This is a genomic window from Variovorax sp. R-27, assembly GCF_049913215.1.
Lineage (GTDB): Bacteria > Pseudomonadota > Gammaproteobacteria > Burkholderiales > Burkholderiaceae_C > Variovorax.
The window spans coordinates 5702338-5719525 of the sequence record NZ_CP183984.1 but is presented as its reverse complement, the minus strand read 5'-3'; the positions used below and the strand labels follow the sequence as shown (position 1 = coordinate 5719525).

At 60.0% G+C, this 17188-nt stretch carries 17 protein-coding genes and 1 tRNA gene; 14 read left to right on the top strand and 4 right to left on the bottom strand.

The genetic code is table 11. The features are described 5' to 3' along the window. Position 1: 1 nt before the first annotated feature. From ACN9MV_RS26820 to ACN9MV_RS26790, 7 genes are all read left to right on the top strand, one after another. Positions 2 to 910, top strand: a complete 909-nt coding sequence (locus ACN9MV_RS26820; RefSeq protein WP_093059685.1) for a PP2C family protein-serine/threonine phosphatase — start codon at positions 2 to 4, stop codon at positions 908 to 910. A 40-nt stretch (positions 911 to 950) separates the two neighbouring features. Next, positions 951 to 1685 (top strand): ribonuclease PH, encoded by a 735-nt coding sequence (rph, locus tag ACN9MV_RS26815; RefSeq protein WP_093059683.1) that lies wholly within the window; start codon positions 951 to 953, stop codon positions 1683 to 1685. A 53-nt stretch (positions 1686 to 1738) separates the two neighbouring features. Next, a complete protein-coding gene (locus ACN9MV_RS26810; RefSeq protein ID WP_093081840.1) occupies positions 1739 to 2338 on the top strand; it encodes a non-canonical purine NTP pyrophosphatase in 600 nt (199 codons plus the stop codon). Beyond that, on the top strand, positions 2338 to 3600 hold the full coding sequence (hemW, locus tag ACN9MV_RS26805) for a radical SAM family heme chaperone HemW (RefSeq protein WP_426390262.1): 1263 nt from the start codon (positions 2338 to 2340) through the stop codon (positions 3598 to 3600). The genes ACN9MV_RS26810 and hemW overlap by 1 nt, the downstream gene beginning before the upstream one ends. 32 nt (positions 3601 to 3632) lie before the next feature. Then, positions 3633 to 3720 (top strand) — tRNA-Ser (locus ACN9MV_RS26800). A 66-nt stretch (positions 3721 to 3786) separates the two neighbouring features. After that, positions 3787 to 4077 (top strand): Arm DNA-binding domain-containing protein, encoded by a 291-nt coding sequence (locus ACN9MV_RS26795; RefSeq protein ID WP_426390261.1) that lies wholly within the window; start codon positions 3787 to 3789, stop codon positions 4075 to 4077. Next, complete coding sequence (locus ACN9MV_RS26790; protein ID WP_426390260.1) at positions 3990 to 4292, top strand: Mor transcription activator family protein; 303 nt, start codon at positions 3990 to 3992, stop codon at positions 4290 to 4292. The genes ACN9MV_RS26795 and ACN9MV_RS26790 overlap by 88 nt, the downstream gene beginning before the upstream one ends. Before the next feature lie 61 nt (positions 4293 to 4353). Here ACN9MV_RS26790 and ACN9MV_RS26785 read toward each other — a convergent pair whose 3' ends face one another. After that, complete coding sequence (locus ACN9MV_RS26785; protein ID WP_426390258.1) at positions 4354 to 6168, bottom strand: NACHT domain-containing protein; 1815 nt, start codon at positions 6166 to 6168, stop codon at positions 4354 to 4356. Between the two features lie 217 nt (positions 6169 to 6385). On the opposite strand from ACN9MV_RS26785, the gene ACN9MV_RS26780 reads away from it, so the two are divergent. The 3 genes from ACN9MV_RS26780 to ACN9MV_RS26770 all read left to right on the top strand — a co-directional run bounded on the left by ACN9MV_RS26780 (position 6386) and on the right by ACN9MV_RS26770 (position 7597). Continuing rightward, a complete protein-coding gene (locus tag ACN9MV_RS26780; protein WP_426390256.1) occupies positions 6386 to 6931 on the top strand; it encodes a hypothetical protein in 546 nt (181 codons plus the stop codon). After that, positions 6928 to 7092 carry a hypothetical protein gene (locus ACN9MV_RS26775; protein WP_426390254.1) on the top strand — a complete coding sequence of 55 codons (165 nt, stop codon included), beginning with the start codon at positions 6928 to 6930 and terminating at the stop codon, positions 7090 to 7092. Before ACN9MV_RS26780 ends, ACN9MV_RS26775 begins: the two co-directional genes overlap by 4 nt. Positions 7093 to 7153: 61 nt before the next feature. Continuing rightward, on the top strand, positions 7154 to 7597 hold the full coding sequence (locus ACN9MV_RS26770; protein WP_426390252.1) for a hypothetical protein: 444 nt from the start codon (positions 7154 to 7156) through the stop codon (positions 7595 to 7597). Positions 7598 to 7868: 271 nt separating this feature from the next. Here ACN9MV_RS26770 and ACN9MV_RS26765 read toward each other — a convergent pair whose 3' ends face one another. After that, positions 7869 to 8837 (bottom strand): hypothetical protein, encoded by a 969-nt coding sequence (locus ACN9MV_RS26765; protein ID WP_426390250.1) that lies wholly within the window; start codon positions 8835 to 8837, stop codon positions 7869 to 7871. Positions 8838 to 9653: 816 nt separating this feature from the next. Between ACN9MV_RS26765 and ACN9MV_RS26760 the strand changes: the two genes are divergently transcribed. Genes ACN9MV_RS26760 through ACN9MV_RS26750 form a run of 3 tightly spaced genes read left to right on the top strand, consistent with a single transcriptional unit; the run spans position 9654 to position 13891 of the window. After that, the gene (locus tag ACN9MV_RS26760) at positions 9654 to 12047 is read left to right on the top strand and encodes a DNA polymerase II (protein WP_426390248.1); all 2394 of its coding nucleotides are present in this window, start codon (positions 9654 to 9656) and stop codon (positions 12045 to 12047) included. A 9-nt stretch (positions 12048 to 12056) separates the two neighbouring features. After that, entirely contained in the window at positions 12057 to 13133 is a 1077-nt protein-coding gene (locus ACN9MV_RS26755; RefSeq protein ID WP_426390246.1) for an ABC transporter ATP-binding protein, read from the top strand. Then, positions 13130 to 13891: an ABC transporter permease gene (locus ACN9MV_RS26750; RefSeq protein ID WP_093059616.1), complete on the top strand. Its 762-nt coding sequence runs from the start codon at positions 13130 to 13132 to the stop codon at positions 13889 to 13891. The genes ACN9MV_RS26755 and ACN9MV_RS26750 overlap by 4 nt, the downstream gene beginning before the upstream one ends. On the opposite strand, the gene ACN9MV_RS26745 is transcribed toward ACN9MV_RS26750, so the two are convergent. Next, the gene (locus ACN9MV_RS26745; RefSeq protein ID WP_426390243.1) at positions 13892 to 15598 is read right to left on the bottom strand and encodes a tannase/feruloyl esterase family alpha/beta hydrolase; all 1707 of its coding nucleotides are present in this window, start codon (positions 15596 to 15598) and stop codon (positions 13892 to 13894) included. A 379-nt stretch (positions 15599 to 15977) separates the two neighbouring features. On the opposite strand from ACN9MV_RS26745, the gene ACN9MV_RS26740 reads away from it, so the two are divergent. Further along, positions 15978 to 16880 carry a helix-turn-helix domain-containing protein gene (locus tag ACN9MV_RS26740; protein WP_426390241.1) on the top strand — a complete coding sequence of 301 codons (903 nt, stop codon included), beginning with the start codon at positions 15978 to 15980 and terminating at the stop codon, positions 16878 to 16880. Positions 16881 to 16906: 26 nt separating this feature from the next. Here ACN9MV_RS26740 and ACN9MV_RS26735 read toward each other — a convergent pair whose 3' ends face one another. Next, complete coding sequence (locus ACN9MV_RS26735; protein WP_093059610.1) at positions 16907 to 17176, bottom strand: hypothetical protein; 270 nt, start codon at positions 17174 to 17176, stop codon at positions 16907 to 16909. Between the last annotated feature and the right edge of the window lie 12 nt (positions 17177 to 17188).

Sequence of the window (17188 nt, the reverse complement as noted above, 5' to 3'; positions counted from 1 at the left end):
CATGAAATTCTCCGTCTTCCAGGTCAGCCGCAAGGGCGGACGTCTCAAGAACGAAGACCGCATGGGCTATTGCTACACGCGGGAATCGAGCCTGTTCGTGCTGGCTGACGGCATGGGCGGCCACCCGGAAGGCGAGGTTGCGGCGCAGCTGGCGCTGCAGACCATTGCCGCGCTCTACCAGCGCGAGGCGCGCCCGGTCGTGAAGGACGCGAAGGCCTTCCTGGCCGAGTCGGCCATGGCCGCGCATCAGCAGATCATGCGTTACGCGAGCCATAAGGCCATGCTCGACACGCCGCGCACCACCGTCGTCGCGGCCGTGCTCCAGGGCACGACCGCCACCTGGATGCACTGCGGCGATTCGCGCCTGTACGTCGTGCGCGACGGCCGCCTGCTGGTGCGCACGCGCGACCACTCGCATGCCGAACGCCCCAAGCCGCACGGCTCCGACATGCCCGTCAACCGCAATCTGCTGCTGACCTGCCTCGGCTCGCCGACCACGCCGCTGTTCGACGTCTCGGCGCCGCTGCAGCTGCAGCGCGGCGACCGCATCATGCTGTGCTCCGACGGCGTCTGGGGCGTGCTCGACGACGAACTGATCGTGCACACCCTCTCGTCCGACAAGCCCGTGTCCGACGCCGCGCCCGATCTCGCCGAGATGGCCTTGCGCAAGGGCGGCGCCCACAGCGACAACGTCACGCTGATCGCGCTCGAATGGGAAATGCCCGACAGCACGGGCGACGATCGCAGCGGCGTGTCCACCGAAACCATCGAAGACGGCGTGTTCGCCTCGACCATCCAGGCCGGCATGCCGTCGGACAACGAAATCGACGACCTCGACGAAGACGCCATCGAGCGCTCCATCGCCGAAATCAACGAAGCCATTCGCCGTTCCGCCGCACGCAAGACCTGAGCGCGCGCGGCTTTTCTTTTTCTTTCCGGTTCTCAAACAAATGACTGCTTTCACACGGAGCGGCGGCCGCGCCGCCGACCAGCTGCGCCCCGTACGCATCACCCGCGGCTTCACCATCCACGCCGAAGGCTCGGTGCTGATCGAGTTCGGCCAGACCCGTGTGCTGTGCACCGCTTCGGTCGAAGAAAAGGTGCCGCCGCACAAGAAGGGCAGCGGCGAAGGCTGGGTCACCGCCGAATACGGCATGCTGCCGCGCGCCACGCACACCCGCAGCAGCCGCGAGGCAGCCAAGGGCAAGCAGACCGGCCGCACGCAGGAAATCCAGCGCCTCATCGGCCGCTCGATGCGCGCCGTGTTCGACCTTGCCGTCCTCGGCGAACGCACCATCCATCTTGACTGCGACGTGCTGCAGGCAGACGGCGGCACGCGCACCGCGGCCATCACCGGCGCCTTTGTCGCCGCGCAGGACGCCGTCAACAAGCTGCTGGCCGCCGGCACCCTCAAGGCCTCGCCCATCAAGGGTCACGTGGCCGCCATCTCGGTCGGCATCGTCGAAGGCACGCCGCTGCTCGACCTCGAGTACACCGAAGACTCGGCCTGCGACACCGACATGAACGTCGTCATGACCGGCGCCGGCCATTTCGTCGAAGTGCAGGGCACGGCCGAAGGCGTGGCCTTCACGCGCGACGAAATGAACATCCTGCTCGGCCTGGCCGAGAAGGGCATCGGCGAGCTAGTGACCCTGCAGCAGCAGGCGCTGCTGCCATCGAACTGACCAACAGCTACTGGCGCTCGTCAATCGGGCGTCACAGCCACTTTTGACTTTTTATGAAACTGGTTCTGGCTTCCAACAACGCAGGCAAGCTCGCTGAACTCCAGCAACTGTTTGCCGAACTGGCCGTCACCCTGGTGCCTCAGTCGGCGCTGGGCGTGAGCGAGGCTGAAGAACCCTTCCGCACCTTCGTCGAGAACGCGCTGACCAAGGCGCGCCATGCCAGCGCCGCCACCGGCCTGCCGGCCATGGCCGACGACGCGGGCCTGTGCGTCGATGCCTTCGGCGGCCTGCCGGGCGTCGACACCGCCTTCTACGCCACGCAGTTCGGCTACACCAAGGGCGACGCCAACAACGTGAAGGCGCTGCTCGAACAGCTCGACGGCGTGGCCAACCGCCGCGCCGCGCTCGTGAGCACGCTGGTCGCGCTGCGCAGCCATGACGACCCCGAGCCGCTCATCGCCGTCGGCCGCGTGGTGGGCGAGATCGCGCCCGCGCCCGTTGGCGACAACGGCTTCGGCTTCGACCCCGTCATGTTCCTGCCGGCCTTCGGCAAGACTTTTGCCCAGCTGCCGCCAGAAGTGAAGAACGCCAACAGCCACCGCGGTCGCGCGGCGCAGGCCATGCTGGCGTTGATGCGCGAGCGTTGGCTGTAATGGCCACCACCTTCCCGATCCTGCCGGCGCAGCCCACGGGCGCGCCGCAGGCCAACGACGTGCTGCACTGGATGCGGCCCGGTCCGCTGCAGCTCAGCGCGCTGCCGCCGCTGTCGCTCTACATCCACCTGCCGTGGTGCCTGCGCAAGTGCCCGTACTGCGACTTCAACTCGCACGAATGGCGCGCCACGAGCGAGACCGAGATCGACGGCATTCCCGAAGCGGCGTACATCGACGCGCTGGTAGCCGATCTCGACGCCGCACTGCCGCTCATCTGGGGCCGCACGGTCCACACCATCTTCATCGGCGGCGGCACGCCCAGCCTGTTTTCGCCGCAAGCCATCGACCGCTTGCTGGGCGACGTGCGTGCGCGCCTCAAGCTCACGCCCGACTGCGAGATCACGCTCGAAGCCAACCCCGGCACCTTCGAGCGCAACCGCTTCCGCGCGTACCGCTCGGCTGGCGTCACGCGCCTTTCGGTGGGCGTGCAGAGCTTCAACGACGAGCACCTGAAGGCGCTGGGCCGCGTGCACGACCGTGCGCAGGCCATCGCAGCCCTGGAAGAGGCCGCGAGTACCTTCGACACCTTCAACCTCGACCTGATGTACGCGCTGCCGGGCCAGACCCTGGAAGGCCTCGACGCCGACCTCTCGCAGGCACTGGCGCTCGCGCCGCCGCACATCTCGGTGTACCACCTGACCATCGAGCCCAACACCTGGTTCGCCAAGTTCCCGCCCACGCTGCCCGAAGACGACATCGCCTACGCCATGCTCGACCGCATCACCGAGCGCACCAGCGCCAGCGGCATGTCGCGCTACGAGGTGTCGGCCTATGCGCGCGAGGGGCACCAATGCGCGCACAACCTCAACTACTGGCAGTTCGGCGACTATCTCGGTATTGGGGCCGGCGCGCACAGCAAGTTGAGCTTTGCGCACCGTATCGTGCGGCAGGTGCGCTTTCGCGAGCCGCGCCTGTACATGGAGAACGCGCGCGCGGGCGCCGCGGTGTCGCAGAGCGACGAAGTGGCACTGGCCGATCTGCCGTTCGAGTTCATGCTCAATGCACTGAGGCTGAAGACCGGCTTCACGCTGCCGCAATTCAGCGAACGCACGGGGCTGGCGATGACGTCGATCCAGCGCGGTTTGGAAGAAGCGGAGCGCAAGGGGCTCGTGGCACGCGACCTGTTCCGCGTGTGGCCGACCGAGCGCGGGCTGGATTTTCTGAGCGATCTGCAGGCGATGTTCCTGCCCGACGAAGAGTAGGGCGGCGCCGTCGGCATAAAATCGGCAGTTCCGGAGAGTTGGGTGAGTGGTTTAAACCAGCAGTCTTGAAAACTGCCGACGAGAAATCGTCCGTGAGTTCGAATCTCACACTCTCCGCCAAGATTGATCTTTGGCAGTTTCTGAAAGTCCCGCGCAGTCCCTGCGACGGGACTTTTTCATTGGGGGATGCGTCCTTTTGAGTCCGGCGGAGCCTTCCGCCAACCGTCTCCAGCCAAGCACCAATCGTGGCATCAGTCATGGTATTTTCGAGCCGATACCATGACCCTCACTGTTAAAGCTATTGACGCTGCCAAGCCGCGTGAGAAGGCCTACAAACTGGCCGATGCGCATGGCCTTTATCTCTATGTCTCGCCGACTGGTGCCAAGAGTTGGCGAACAACACGAACCGAAACGACATTGTTCTCGACATCCTCGGCCGAGTGCAGGAGGCACTCGCCGCCGCAAAGGGCGAGCTAACGTCCGAACTTGTGAAGAGCGTTGAGGCCGGCGTTCGCGCCGATTGGGGCGGTGACCGCGTGTTCATCGCGAAGCGCCGCGGCGAGGGCCACAGCACCCGCAATAGCCGGATCTTCCGAGACTACTTGAGCGGTGAACGGGTCAAGCTGCTTTCGCGGCGATATGAGCTTTCCGAGCGGCAGGTATTGCGCATCATCAAGGCCCCCTCAAAGTAAATCTACAGGTTCAAAGGGCCGCTACCGGGTAGTTGTCTGCATTCGGTCGGTAATTGGCGGCTTACGTTGCAGCCTTCTTTTCAAATATCAGTTTCTTCTTTTCTTGCGCCTCAACCACCTTTGAGGCTGCTTTGGCTAATAGATCAAGCCTGGCGGCGAAAATTTCAACCGCACCCCGAACGGTTTTGGTTCCGTATTTGGTTGCTAGAAGTGAATATTGGATACCCTTAGATAATATGGTTGAATCCATGTCCATCGGACCAAATTGCTCAATAAACTCTTCAATGCTCAAGCTGGGCAGCGTCTCTTGCAAAGCGTTCATAACTAGATGATCAAAATTCCCGACGTTGGATGCAAAACTCTTTCCCGAGCGACCAAAACCGGCCACGAGCATGCTCGGTGGCTCTGCTTGACGCGTATAGTGAACGCTAAATCCGGGATATACCTTCAACATGATACTTATGAAGGCTGCATCGTCTTTTGCCTCTAGAAGAGGTTCAATGATATGTTGTCGATGGTGCTGAACTGCCGGGAGAATAAAGTCTCTGCTATATCGGAAGGGGTCGATTGACTTCAAAAAGGTGAGAACTTCTTCCCAGTTCACATTGTCTTGTGCCGCTTCGTCATAGAAGCGCTTGGCGTTATCCTCGGAAAGAGATTTAACAAAAGAGGCGGCGTAATATTCAAGGATGCTTTTGTGGAGAAATGTTGTATCTCCTAGTCCTTCTTCCAGCATCAGGCAAGCCACTTTCGTGATGTCCTTTCGAAAACTATCAGCTTCGCATTCGCAATCTTCAGTGTAGCTCAATGCCATATCGAAAGCTTCATTGAATTGCTGAGTGCTGAGGCTGCGCTTGTGTCCAAGCTGCATTGTCATAAAGCAAAACGAGGAAAAAAGCTCTTGCAATCTACGCTCAGATAATCCGCTGTAATGCTTCCGATGAAAGGACGCTTTCATCCTGTCATGTCGAGTGAAGACTATTTGAAAAAGTCGCTCAAAGAATTCTGGAAGCGTCTCGGGAATTTCTGAGTCGGATTCATAAACAATAACCACTAATGTAAGCATTAGAGGTGTACTTATAAGATTTGCAACTTTGCTTGGACTGGTTTTTATTGCTTGGCGGATGGCTTGAGATTTTTCCGTGCTCACCTTCAGTCGATCAAGAAATGCGGCGAATTCAGCCTGTGTTAACGGGGCAATGTTAATAACCCGAAATGTTGGGCTTTTTTGTACCTCATGGCCTTGTCGGCTGGTAATTATTACCTGCAGCTCCGGATACTTCTGTGCCAATAGCTCGATTTCTCTAAGCGTGTCCTTCACCAATGACTCTTCGATCTCATCAAAACCATCTAGAAGTAGGGAGATCTTGTTAGATCTAAAAAGATAGCTCAGCGAATCTTCATCGACATCGATATCGAGTGCTTCAAGCTGCTTGTATAAAGCATCTGTGAAGCTCAGTTTGGGGCTTAGGGTTCTCAACTCAAAAAAGACTGGAAGTCGCGTCATTGAATTGCTAAGAATTTCGTTGACCGCGAGGCTGCGAAGCAGAATGGATTTGCCCTGGCCAACCATTCCCTGAATAACGAGATTTTCAATGCCTATCTCCGCAAGTCGATGAACTAACTGCGGTCTATCCTTCAACGCGAGTTTCGGTGGATGATAAAAATCCAGAAGTGAAACTCCGCCGTCTGGTTTCCATAGTGTTTTGACTTGCTCTAAACTGCGAAGTCGTTTAGCAAGTTTCTGCGGGAATTTCTGCTGATCCCAGCGTTGCAGTCCACGAATGCCTGCCTTCTTTGCTCCCGAATAAAGGTCGTTTATCACCGGTTGAAGGAGCTTGGCTGTTGATGCAATAGCTGTGGCGGTAATAATCATTTGAGTCTGCGCGTAAGGTCAAAGTATCTTTATGTATATCAGTTTAGGGAGGCGATGGCTTCACGCTTTCTGGGCATGCAGGCCGTGCCAGATTCAGATATAGCAAGGCATGTTCACGCAGGGGAAGAGGTTCGCAAGTGGCAGATGACATCGGTCGCCTTGCCCATGTCAGATTGCCGATCCGATAGTGCGGGCGATACCGACCAAAGGTCCGACCGTGGCTATCGACACTTCCAACACCGAACCCATCTCCATCATTCCCGGCGATACCGTCAAGTGGGCCCGAACGCTTGCTGACTATCCGCCTTCTGGCGGCTGGGCACTGAGCTACGAACTGCTCAACGCGCAGCACCGCGACGAAATCGCCGCAACGGCTGACGGCAACGCACATCGCGTCGTCGTGTCTGCGCAGACCACGCAGACCTATGCGCCTGGCTCCTATGACTGGAGAGCCCGCGCCACCAACGCCGATGAGGTCTACACAGTCGCCACCGGCCGACTGACAGTCACACCTTCATTCGGTGCGGCGGCAGATATCCGCTCGCACGCGCGGCGCACGCTGGAAGCCATCGAGGCGGTTCTTGAAGGCAGGGCCACCAGTGCGACAGCCGAATATGAAATCAACGGCCGACGCCTGAAGTACATCCCGCTCACCGAGCTGCACGCCCTGCGCACGAAGTATCAGCGCGAGGTCGCGGCAGAAGGGGGCAAGAGCGGGCCGCGCGGCGTGTCGGGTCGCATCATGGTGAGGTTTGGCCAATGAAGACGCTCGCCTTCCTGCGCCGCGTCTTCGGCGGCAAATTCGCGACCAAGAAGATACAGGTCCGCCGCTCCCATGCGGCCCGCATCGATCGGCTCGCCAATGCCGACGTGGGCACGCTGTCTACGACATCACCGGCCGCATCAACGGCAAGGCACGGCTGAAGCTGGCCGAGCGCAAGGCGGCCACGGCCCGGGCCTACAGGGCGCTGACCAAATGAGCCCGATGCAAGCTCTGTTGATGGCGCTCGGGCTGCGCGTGGCCGGCAACGCCGCGCTCGGCTGGGCGTGGATCGGCGCGCGCGAGAAGGCGGCCACCTCAGTGCTGCAGCGCGACGATGCGCGGGCGGCGGCATCCGCCTGCAGCGATGCGACGGAAGACCTTCGCCAACTGGCCGACAAGCGCGCGGCCGAGGCGAAGAAGGCGCAGGCTGCAGCGCGTTCTATGGCGCTAGGCCATGAGGCTCGAGCGCATACGATCCTCGCGACGCCGGCGGCCGTGCCCGGTGACGCCTGTGCGAGCGCACAGGCGCGGATTGATGGATGGTTGAGGGGAGGGCAGGGCAATGATGCTTTGGGCGCGTCTGTGGGGCGCTGCGGGCCTTGGCGCGGCGCTTGCCGGTTGCGGAGTGGCGCCGCTCCAGCAGGTGAAGACGCCGATTCCCGTTGAGTGCCGCGTGCAGCGGCCAGCGCGGCCGGCCATGCCAACCGAGGCGCTTGCGCCTAGTGTCGATCTTGACCGTTTCGCAGCGGCGGCGATGGCCGAGATTGAGCTGCGCGAGGGTTACGAGCTGGAGCTGAACGCGGCGCTCGACGTGTGCACTTCGGCCGCTTCCGCGCGGCATGGCACGTGATGTCTGCTTGTCATTGCAGCGCAGTTTCCGTCGTTGATTTCTACAGGCATGTTGATCTCCTCTTTGGACACGCTTTTGCCTGCGTTTCTAAATCATTTTTTCTCCGGGGAAGCCTCGATTTTCGAGAAATTTTTTAGCCATATATGTTTTTTCCCCAACCCAGTTGCCAACTACAACCTTGTCCAGATTGACGCCGTATACTCTCAGCCGATGCAGAAGCGTGACTAGATTTTTCCCTCGCGGAAAATAATGCCCGCTTGCATTGTTGATAAAGCTGATTTGGCCATTTTTGACTTCCATCTTGCCGGCGCACAGAACATAGTCTTTTTCTGCGAAGGCGCTATGAAAAAACGTCACGTCCTTCCGGTATCCGATGTAAATGCGTCCTCTCATGTCCATTGCATAGTGGACCAAGCCGTCATTCCCCTCTGCTTCATTACTTGCATGTGAGTCGTAAAGCGAAAACTCAAGCTCGTCGAGAGGTAGTAATGATTTGCTTCGCCAGAGTAAGCCGTGTCGAAATCTCGCCTTGTATTTGATCCTTGTCGCCTTTTCTGAGAATTTTGGCATGCCTTCTAGGTACGCCTGGTCATCAACTCCTTTATCTGACTTGTTTGATACGCCAATTGCTAATTCATCTTCATAGATGAGACTCCAGAGATAGTTGTTGTCTGCGAGATCTTCGTCCGAAATTTTCATCGGAGTTTTAAGAAAACTATTCCATTTATCGATTGATTGTTTGCGCAGTGTCATGATTGCATCCGTCAAGTATTCTCTTGGTGAGATGCGTAACTGGCCAATGAAATCAGTCGGCCCGGTTTTGAAAGTTTTGGAGTGTTTCCGAAGCCAAAAGTTTGTGGCGAAGGTTATATGTAAGGCCACAAGCGCTTTTGTAAGTTTTTGATCTTCGATGTCTGCATGGCGCAGCGAGTTGAACTGTTCAACCAGAAAATCGAGTGATTCAATTACAGCCCACTCTGGAGGGGAAAGAGGAGGTCCTTCCAAGGGGATAGCTCTGGAAAGTTTCCACTGCTGGACCGTTGGCATGGTGGACATGTGGTGCCTTTTACGTAGTTCAATAGAGATGACTTTGCCCGTCAACGCGACAATACATTCATTTACATCTCGCCTCAAGCGGAAGGAACTCTACTTAAACCTGATTTTTGTGCCGACAAAAGTCGGAGCACTGTGAAAGAAGAGGATGCCAGCAGCTATTGTGGGATGCTGGTCTTTGCTGCGAGTGTGGCGCGGGGAGCAGGCACGGACGTCTATGATTACCGTGCGGACTTTTGCGGTCATGTGCACATCAATCACGGCGTGTCGATGCCACCTCGCGGCGAAACGATGGACCCAAAGGAACGAGAGGCGCTCGATAAAAAGTGCAAGGCCATACTCGCTTCGGCAGCATTCCATCAAGATGCCTATGACGCCGGCCCCGGCTGGCACGGTGCCCCCTTGTAGCGGTGCCGCAGGGGAGCAACCTCTGTCCTCTCTGCTTTCATTCGTTCATTCAGCGGCTGCCGACTGCGATCCCCGGTTAGCGGCGCGACGATCAAGGCATTGATCATGGTATCCGAGAGGTAACTTGTTGACAGTAAATAAGTTACCGCTCTCACACTCTCCGCCAGCAACCCAGTATTCACGCGGGTTTGCGGGGCGGGGCGGATACTTTGCCCCTTTTTTGCCCCCTTTTATTGTTGTACTGAGCTGGTTCGTTTTGGACTGCTTTGCACAAGCGTGGTTGACCTCCAGCGGGGCAGATGACACGGGACTGCCTGGCCTCCGCCTGCGCAGACGGCAATTGGACATGCCCGGGCGAAAATCGGCCACGCCAAGCCCGCTCTCTTGCCCTATCCGATTCGCCAAGCTCTCGTGACGTCCACCGAACTCAAGGGCTTCATCCTCACTCGCCACTGGCGGGATGCTCCCGCCGGCACGGAGATCGAGTACTGGCTGGCAACAGATGCGGGGCCGGTGAAAGTGGTCCTGACCTCCCAGACCTCCGTCGCATTCGTCGCAACCCGGCACAGGGCGGCGGTAGAAGCGCACCTCATGGCCATGCCAGGCCTGCAGATGCGTGAGCTCGAGCTGAAGACTTTTCATCAGGAACCCGTCACTGGTGTCTATGCGAAGCACTTCCGCCAGCTCGGCCGGTTGATGCGCGCCCTCCAGGCACAGGGCGTTCCCCTGCTCGAAGCCGATGTGCGCCCGCACGATCGCTACCTGATGGAACGGTTCATCACCGCTGGCGTGCTGGTGGAAGGAGGGCGGGCAGACCGCTCCACCATCGTCGACTGCAAGCTCAAGCCAGCGCCCGAGTTCCGGCCGGTGCTGAAGGTTGTGTCGCTGGACATCGAGACCAGCCAGCACGAAGCGCTCTATTCGATTGCGCTGGACGGTACGCAAGACCGCGTCGTGTTCATGCTGGGCGAGCCGCCACCCGAGCCGAGCGAGCAGTCATCAGGGTCGGGTGGGCCCATGGACTTTTCGCTCACCTATTGCCCGACCCGCAAGGCCATGATCGAGAAGCTCAACGACTGGTTCGAGCGAAACGACCCGGACGTCATCATCGGCTGGAACGTCATCCAGTTCGACCTGCGAGTGCTTCAGAAGACAGCCAACGAGTGTGGGACGCAGCTCCTTCTGGGGCGGGAGCGGCGGCCCATCGAATGGCGCACCCATCCGGGCAAGCAGGGCTACCTGTTCGCGCCCATGCCCGGCCGGGTGATCATCGACGGCATCGACGCCCTCAAGGCCGCAGTGTGGAGCTTTCCCTCCTTCAGCCTGGAGACCGTCTCGCAAACGTTGCTGGGCGAGGGCAAGGCCATCGGCGACGAGTACGACAAGATGGCGGAGATCGAGCGGCGGTACCAGGAAGACAAGCCCGCGCTCGCGCTCTACAACATCCGGGACTGCGAGCTGGTCCTGCGCATCTTCGACAAGGCGAAGCTGCTGCAGTTCGTGATGGAGCGGGCCCAGACCACAGGCCTGCAGGCCGACCACTTCGGTGGCTCCATCGCCGCGTTCAGCCACCACTACCTGCCGCGGATGCATCGCCAGGGCTACGTGGCGCCGAACGTGGGCGAGATTGCGAGCAAGGCCTACCCCGGCGGCTACGTGATGGACTCGAAGCCGGGGTTCTACGACTCCGTCGTGGTGCTGGACTACAAGAGCCTCTACCCCTCGATCATCCGAACCTTTCTTGTCGATCCGGTCGGCTTCATCGAGGGCTCGAACGCTGGCGACGCGACCACACTCGTCAAGGGCCCGCAGGGAACTGTCTTCTCGCGCGAGAAGCACTGCCTGCCGGAAATCGTGACCACGCTCTGGCGCGCCCGGGACGAGGCCAAGCGGACGAAGAACGAGCCGCTGTCCCAGGCCCTGAAGCTGCTCATGAACTCCTTCGCCGGCGTGCTGGGTGCAGCCGACTGCCGTTTCTTCAATCCCAAGCTGGTGTCCGCCATCACCCTTCGTGGCCACGAGATGATGAAGCTCACGCGCGAATTCGTGGAAGACCGGGACTACGAAGTCATCTACGGCGACACCGACTCCATCTTCATCTGGCTCAGGCGTACCCACACCAACGAGAACGCGCACGCCGTCGCGACCACCTTGGTGAGAGACATCAATGCGTGGTGGACAAACTCCCTTCGCGAGGAGTACGGCCTGCAGAACTTCCTCGAGATCGAGTTCGACACCCACTACAAGAAGTTCTTCATGCCGACCATTCGCGGCTCGGACGTGGGCAGCAAGAAGCGGTATGCGGGCCTGAGCGTCGACGCCAACGGCAAGGAGGAGATGGTCTACCGCGGTCTCGAGATGGCCCGCAGCGACTGGACCCCGTTGGCGCGCCAGTTCCAGGAGGGCCTGCTTTCGCGCATCTTTCACGACGAGCCTTACAAGGAGTTCGTGACCGACTATGCAGAGGCGCTGCTGGCGGGCAAGATGGACGACCTGCTCATCTACAGGAAGCGCCTGCGCCACCGCCTCGATGCCTACCTGGTCAACGTACCGCCGCAGGTACGTGCGGCAAGGATTGCCGACGATCACAACAGTCGGGTCAACCGACCCAGGCAATATCAGAACGGCGGCTGGATCCGGTATGTCATGACTCGCAGCGGCCCTGAACCCATGGAGATTCGGCAGTCCCGAATCGACTACGAGCACTACCTGACCAGGCAGCTTCAGCCGATTGCCGATGCCATTCTTCAGCCCATTGGAGAAAGCTTCATGGCTTTGACGACGTCACAACGCGGGCTCTTCTAGCGAGATCGAATGGAAGTGCTCATGACCTCTTCAGCTTTTGAGGCGGCCGGTTGCCACTTCGACTGCGCGCTCCAGGAGGCAGCGAGTGCAGCCTCAGCCCCAGCGCGACCCAAGCGTAAGATTCCAGACTCCCCCTACAGACTCAAGAGAGGTCTCGTGCCTTCAATCGTCTCGGTCAATCAGCTTTCCAAGACTTACGCGTCGGGATTCCAGGCACTCAAGCGTGTCGATCTGGACATCCACCAAGGAGAGATATTCGCGCTGCTCGGCCCCAACGGGGCGGGCAAGACAACGCTGATCAACATCATCTGCGGCATCGTCAACCCGAGCGAAGGCACGGTGCTGACCGATGGGCACGACATCGTCACCGACTTCCGGGCCGCCCGCACGAAGATCGGGCTGGTGCCCCAGGAACTGGCCACCGACGCCTTCGAAACCGTATGGGGCACGGTGAGCTTCAGCCGCGGCCTGTTCGGCTATCCGCCGAATCCGGCCCATATCGAGAAGGTGCTTCGCGATCTTTCCCTTTGGGACAAGAAAGACACCAAGATCATGGCGCTTTCGGGCGGCATGAAGCGTCGCGTGATGATCGCCAAGGCGCTGTCGCATGAACCCCGGATTCTTTTTCTCGACGAGCCCACCGCCGGCGTCGACGTGGAGTTGCGGCGCGGCATGTGGGAGATGGTGCGCAAGCTGCGGGAAAGCGGCGTCACCATCATCCTGACCACGCATTACATCGAAGAGGCCGAGGAGATGGCCGACCGCATCGGCGTGATCCGCAAGGGCGAGCTCATCCTGGTGGAGGACAAGGCCGTGCTGATGAAGAAGCTCGGCAAGAAGCAACTGACGCTGAGCCTTCGGAACGCGCTGGCTGCCATTCCCGAAGCACTCGTCGGCCGCTACCAGCTCGATCTGGCCGACGACGGCCACTCGCTGATCTATACCTTCGACAAGCAGGGCGACGACAACCAGATCGCCGGCCTCTTGCGCCAGCTCGGCGAGCTCGGAATCGATTTCAAGGACCTGCATTCCTCCGAAAGCTCGCTGGAGGAAATCTTCGTCAGCCTCGTGAGGGGGCAAGCATGAACATGTACGCAATCCGCGCCATCTACCTGTTCGAGATGGCGCGCACGTGGCGCACGCTGATGCAGAGCGTGGCCTCGCCCGTGCTCTCCACGTCGCTCTATTTCGTCGTTTTCGGTTCGGCCATCGGCTCGCGCATGGTGGATGTCGACGGCATCGCCTACGGCGCCTACATCATCCCGGGCCTGGTGATGCTCTCGCTGCTGACGCAGAGCATCGCCAATGCCTCGTTCGGCATCTACTTTCCCAAGTTCTCGGGCACGATCTACGAGGTGCTGTCCGCTCCCGTCTCGTATGTCGAGGTCGTGTGCGGCTACGTCGGTGCGGCGGCGAGCAAGTCGATCATCCTCGGAGTCATCATCTTGATCACCGCCCGGTTGTTCGTGTCGTACGAGATCGCGCACCCGCTGTGGATGGTGGCGTTCCTCGTGCTCACCGCGGTGACGTTCAGCCTGTTCGGCTTCATCATCGGCGTCTGGGCCGACGGCTTCGAAAAGCTGCAGATCATTCCCTTGATGATCGTCACGCCGCTGACCTTCCTCGGTGGGAGCTTCTATTCGATCAACATGCTGCCGCCGTTCTGGCAGAAGGTCTCGCTGTTCAATCCGGTGGTCTACCTGATCAGCGGGTTCCGGTGGAGCTTCTATGGCGTCTCCGACGTGAGCCTGCCGATCAGCATGAGCGTGACGCTGGTTTTCCTGGCGCTGTGCCTGATCGCCGTGCGCTGGATCTTCAAGACCGGGTACAGGCTCAAGGTTTGACTACCGGCATGCGTAGCTGCCAGCGGCAAAAATATCCCCCGACTGGTAGGTCGCCTTCAGCGGATAGACGCAGAACGGCTGACCTTTGGCGGGCGCGGTAGCTGTCGCCGTGCTTGTCACATCGACGCGCCCGGGCTCGATGCCCTTTTCTACCCAGTCGGTCAACATCGCGTACTTGAGCGCCTCGCCCGGAACCGGTGGATTGGCGTCGACGTTGACGGTCCCATTCGTTCCGTAGTGACCCATCCCGGGAACGAGGTAGAGCTTGTAGAAAGAATTCACCGCAGCAAAAGTGCCGGCGGGTGGCGACTTCAATGAAGCGTTGAGTTGATTCGCCACGGCGGCGTAGTACTGGAGCAGCCCCTGATGGGGAATCAGATCGTCTGACTGGCCGACAAAGGTAATGAGCTTCCCGCCACGCGCTTGAAACGCCGTCAGATCCGGGTTGTCTGTGTTGATGCGGCTGAACTCGGTTTGAAGCGAATTTCCGCGATCGAAAATGCTGCCGAGGTCGGAATAGCTGAGGTTCTTCCAGCCGTCGACCCCGTTCCCCGTGGCATTGAGAAAACTCGGCGTTCCCAACGTGGGGTCCTGCCGAATAAGCGCAACCGTGTCCGTTGCCAGAGTCTGCGGATTCACCGGACCCAGAATCGCGCCGCCGCCAAATGGCGAAGTCGCAAGCGGCGCGCCGCGTGGATAGCCGTACCAAAGGTGCGACCCCGTCAGGCCGACGGCATATCCCGTGTCCGTCGCCGGAGCGGGCACCGATCCGTCCCGCGTCGGTCCGTACCAGACTTTATTGAGGCTCTGTGCTTGCGCACCTGAAATGCAGGTAGTCGGGTCCGTATTGCTGCCCCCGCTGCCAGTGCAAAGCACCTGCGGGTCTTGCTGCGGGTCGTATGTGCACTGAGAAGGGTCGATCAGGAATCCAAGATGTTTGCCACCGACCAGATCGCATGCGTTGAGCGCAGCAGCAGATACCGCATTGACCTGTGCAACGCTCATGGCGACACCGCCAAGATCGCGCTGCGTGATCAATTGGCCATAGAGCATGGCGGTGTTGAACCTGGTCCAGTTGATGGCCGGCGAGCTGGCAATGATTCCGTCGAAATCGCCGGGATACGCCTGAGCCTGCTTGAGCCCTTGGCGACCTCCCGTCGAACTGCCGTGCCAGTAGGTGTATTTCGCGTCCGATCCGTAGTAGGCCCTGGCGAGCGCCTTGGCCTTTACCGTCATTTCATGAATGCCGCGCTCCGAGAAATCGGACCATCCGACGGTGTTCACTGTTCCATCGGGGTTCATCAGGAAGTCGCCGTTCGACACGGTGTGCCCTGTATCGGTCGTTGCGGATACGGCGCCCTCCACGCCGGCCACGTCCCAGGGGCTGGCGAGTGGACTGAACGAGATCACGCCCGGGGTGGTTTGGGTTCCACCCGCCCAACCGGTGCCGCCGATCAAATGGATCTTCTTGTTCCAGGCGACCTTGCCAGGCAGCCATATTTCGATCCCGATTCCGGCCGAGGTGGAGGGGGCATCCGAAGGTCCGGTGTGCCCCGGCCCCACGATCAACTTCACCAGGCACAGGTCGCTTTGCGCAATGGGAGTCGTCGACGTTGCGGTGCCGGAAAGAAGGAGCGGGTCTCCCTTCTTGAATGACTTCGCCAGCAAGACCGAGGTGTTTGCGTCCGGCGTGAAGCCGGTCTTCATCGAGTCGTCGCATTCGAGGCCCTGAGCACCCGATACAGCGGCCGGAGGTGGCGCGGGAGGCAAGACCAGGCCGGGTGTCGAATTGCCGTCCCCGCTTCCGCCGCATGCCGTCAAGCCTGCAAGCAAGAGTGCGACCGCTGAAAGATGCCACTGATTGCAACGCCGATACCGCTCACTGGTCATTGTCTATCTCCGAGTTTCTTGTTCGGCGGGCAGAAATTGCACGGCCGCGCGGCGTGATTGACCGCCGCCGGCCGATTTCAATGTGCAAGCGAAATCCGGTCTTGCTCGTTCGACTCACTTTTGAACAAACGACCCTCATCGAAAACACTAGAGTGGCGGGGTTGTCGCGTCGGATCGCCCACGTCCTGGAGGAAATATGGTGTTCAAGCTAGGTCGGACTGCACTAGACGAAGCAGCGCGGAGTCGCGAGAACGCGAGTCTTCTTGCGCCATCGCTGACCGCCGCCTGGAACGGCCTGCCTTTCGCGTGGGTCGGTACCCCGGAGGGCCCCTGGACAAGCAGTTTCACCACGTTGGCTCCGACGCTGTCGCTGATCGAGTCCGGCGCCGTCACGTCACGCATGACCGTGGGCGGCCGCGGGTACGACCTCAATGCAAGCGCTGGCTCGTTGACGCTGTTCAATGCAGAAACACGAGTCCGCGTGAGCCAGGTCGACTGCCGGGACGCCCGCCGACTGCTGCTTCCGCTCGATCTGACCGCGCTCGAACATCAAGGCCTGGAGCGAGAAGACCTGCTCGTGAATCTTCGGCAGGCCGTCGAGTTCTACGATCCCGCCCTGACCGCTGTGCTCCGGGCGATGCTGCGGGAAGTCAAGCGCGGCTGCCCCAACGGGTCTCTTTACGCCGAGTCGCTGAGCTGCGGCGTGCTGGCACACCTGATTCGAAGCCGCGGGCAGGCCCCGGTAAGAGAGCGCGGGAAACTGACGGAATGGCAATGGTCGCGACTGAACGAACTGATCGCGGAAAAGCCGATGAGTGAACTGACTCTCATGGAACTATCGACAAGCGTCGGCATGAGCAAGTCGCAGTTTGTTCGCATCTTCAGGAAGTCCACGGGGACTTCCCCTCACCAGTTCATTGTTCACAAGCAACTCGAGGTCGCACGCGGGCTGATTCGTTCGTCGAACTCCACGTTGGTGGACGTGGTGGCGAAGGCGGGGTTTGCGAGCCAGAGCCACTTCACCCGTCTGTTCCGCGATACCTACGGAATCACGCCGGGAGAGTTCCGGCGAAGAGCTGGCAGTGCCCCCTCCCGTTGAGGCCTGCCAGCCTTGCCAGGGAAAACCTACTCGGCCGCCTCGTCTTCCTCTTCGTCGTCGGCTTCTTCAGCGCGACGAACCGTCACGAAGTTGGTAGCGTCTTCCACGAACGCCATGAGCTTTTCGTCGGGCGCCATACCGCGCACTTCGGTCTGGATGCCGTCGCCATTCTTGTAGTCGACCTGCACCAGCGCAAAACAGGCCAGCGGCTCTTCCATTTCTCCTTCATCGCCGCCGTCGTACACAGCGACCCACCCTTCGGCGGGCATGATCTGAAGGATCTTCACGTCTTCCATCGAGTTACTCCA

Excerpts from the sequence above, each read along its gene's own strand:
- ACN9MV_RS26765 (WP_426390250.1), bottom strand. The coding sequence starts at position 8,837 with ATGTCCACCATGCCAACGGTCCAGCAGTGGAAACTTTCCAGAGCTATC.
- ACN9MV_RS26735 (WP_093059610.1), bottom strand. The coding sequence starts at position 17,176 with ATGGAAGACGTGAAGATCCTTCAGATCATGCCCGCCGAAGGGTGGGTC.
- ACN9MV_RS26785 (WP_426390258.1), bottom strand. The coding sequence starts at position 6,168 with ATGATTATTACCGCCACAGCTATTGCATCAACAGCCAAGCTCCTTCAA.
- rph (WP_093059683.1), top strand. The coding sequence starts at position 951 with ATGACTGCTTTCACACGGAGCGGCGGCCGCGCCGCCGACCAGCTGCGC.
- ACN9MV_RS26750 (WP_093059616.1), top strand. The coding sequence starts at position 13,130 with ATGAACATGTACGCAATCCGCGCCATCTACCTGTTCGAGATGGCGCGC.
- ACN9MV_RS26775 (WP_426390254.1), top strand. The coding sequence starts at position 6,928 with ATGAAGACGCTCGCCTTCCTGCGCCGCGTCTTCGGCGGCAAATTCGCG.
- ACN9MV_RS26770 (WP_426390252.1), top strand. The coding sequence starts at position 7,154 with ATGCAAGCTCTGTTGATGGCGCTCGGGCTGCGCGTGGCCGGCAACGCC.
- ACN9MV_RS26740 (WP_426390241.1), top strand. The coding sequence starts at position 15,978 with ATGGTGTTCAAGCTAGGTCGGACTGCACTAGACGAAGCAGCGCGGAGT.
- ACN9MV_RS26745 (WP_426390243.1), bottom strand. The coding sequence starts at position 15,598 with ATGAAGACCGGCTTCACGCCGGACGCAAACACCTCGGTCTTGCTGGCG.
- ACN9MV_RS26820 (WP_093059685.1), top strand. The coding sequence starts at position 2 with ATGAAATTCTCCGTCTTCCAGGTCAGCCGCAAGGGCGGACGTCTCAAG.
- ACN9MV_RS26755 (WP_426390246.1), top strand. The coding sequence starts at position 12,057 with ATGGAAGTGCTCATGACCTCTTCAGCTTTTGAGGCGGCCGGTTGCCAC.
- ACN9MV_RS26795 (WP_426390261.1), top strand. The coding sequence starts at position 3,787 with ATGCGTCCTTTTGAGTCCGGCGGAGCCTTCCGCCAACCGTCTCCAGCC.
- ACN9MV_RS26810 (WP_093081840.1), top strand. The coding sequence starts at position 1,739 with ATGAAACTGGTTCTGGCTTCCAACAACGCAGGCAAGCTCGCTGAACTC.
- hemW (WP_426390262.1), top strand. The coding sequence starts at position 2,338 with ATGGCCACCACCTTCCCGATCCTGCCGGCGCAGCCCACGGGCGCGCCG.